At 65.0% G+C, this 1,096-nt stretch carries 2 protein-coding genes and 1 pseudogene; 1 reads left to right on the top strand and 2 read right to left on the bottom strand.

Translation table 11 applies throughout. The features are described 5' to 3' along the window. Positions 1–508 (bottom strand): aspartyl protease family protein (locus EN964_RS35415; protein WP_127277507.1); only part of this gene is annotated, 508 nt, incomplete at its 3' end. 7 nt (positions 509–515) lie between these two features. Next, complete coding sequence (locus EN964_RS35410; RefSeq protein ID WP_164748880.1) at positions 516–749, bottom strand: DUF1289 domain-containing protein; 234 nt, start codon at positions 747–749, stop codon at positions 516–518. A gap of 197 nt (positions 750–946) precedes the next feature. Between EN964_RS35410 and EN964_RS38995 the strand changes: the two are divergent. Next, positions 947–1,096, top strand: a pseudogene (locus tag EN964_RS38995) (nicotinate-nucleotide--dimethylbenzimidazole phosphoribosyltransferase); the annotation flags it as partial.

The following is a 1,096-nucleotide window of genomic DNA, read 5'->3' as shown; positions in this document are numbered from 1 at the left end:
CCGGTATGGTGTAGTTGAGCGCCGCTGGATTGAATCCGGCGGCCTGCGCATCCTGCGACGTCAGCACGGTGCTGGTCGCGCCGGTATCCACCACGGCCCGGACCGGGTTGCCATTGATCAGGATGCGCGCTTCGAAATGGCCGTTGTCCGCCTTGTCGAGCGTCACCGTGGCGTGGCCGTCCTCGACGCCAAGCGCAAGCGGGCTGCCGGGAACAAGGCCCGCGGTCACCCGGCTGGCGACATCCTGCAACTCATAGCGATACTGGTAGCCGGCGATCAGCGCGAGTGCGATCGCCGCCCAGGCGCCGAGATTGCGGGCCATGGCGCCCAGGGGGCGGCCCGAGCGAAGCAGGCCGGCGCCGATAAGGGCGCCAAAGGCACCGAGCCAGATCAGCCGGCTGAAATCGTTGTTCTCGACGCCGAGCGTGCTGCCGGCGGAATCATTGAGCATGAGCAGGACTGCTCCCACCCCGATCGCGGCCATCAAAATCCAGAACAACCGGCTCATCCGCACCTCACGATAGCGCGCCGCGTTCGCGCGCCATACGGGTGCGGCGAGTTTCCCGGCGCGGCCGGCGTTCGACCGTCTCCAGCCGGGCCGGCAATTGCGCCATGACGCTGCGGCGCGTTTCCGTCGTCATCCCGATCCAGGCGCCGATTTCCTCGCGCGTGCGACCGCAACCGAAACAGAAGCCGGTTTTCATGTCGATCGAACAGACCAGGATGCACGGGGATTCGATGGCCGTCATGACTTTCTCTTGGGCTTCCATCCGGAATCCCTTGTTCCACCTCCACATGGTGCAATGGCAAAGCCAATGCAAGCCCTCGCGATTGCGCCCTTCGGGGCCGGCTTTGCGGCAAATGCAGGCCCATCATCCCGGAGGTTGTGCCAACCCCGCAAGGCGGCTATGCCGCTCACCAACTCCAGGGAATGATCGATAACAAGATGACCAGCGCACTGCCTTTCGACGATTTTCGCAACCTGTTGGCCAACCTGCCGGCGGCCGACACGGCAGCCGAGACCCGCGTGCGCACGCTGTTTGCCAAGGCCGACAAACCAGGCAATTCGCTTGGCCGCATCGAGGACATCGCCGCT

It is taken from the genome of Mesorhizobium sp. M7A.F.Ca.CA.001.10.2.1 (genome assembly GCF_003998575.1).
In the GTDB taxonomy this organism is placed as follows: domain Bacteria; phylum Pseudomonadota; class Alphaproteobacteria; order Rhizobiales; family Rhizobiaceae; genus Mesorhizobium.
Note: the sequence above shows the minus strand (reverse complement) of the source record. Positions and strands in the feature narration are given on the sequence as shown.

What these genes read in the sequence shown, in the direction of transcription:
- EN964_RS35410 (WP_164748880.1), bottom strand. Translation starts at nt 749, where the DNA reads ATGACGGCCATCGAATCCCCGTGCATCCTGGTCTGTTCGATCGACATG.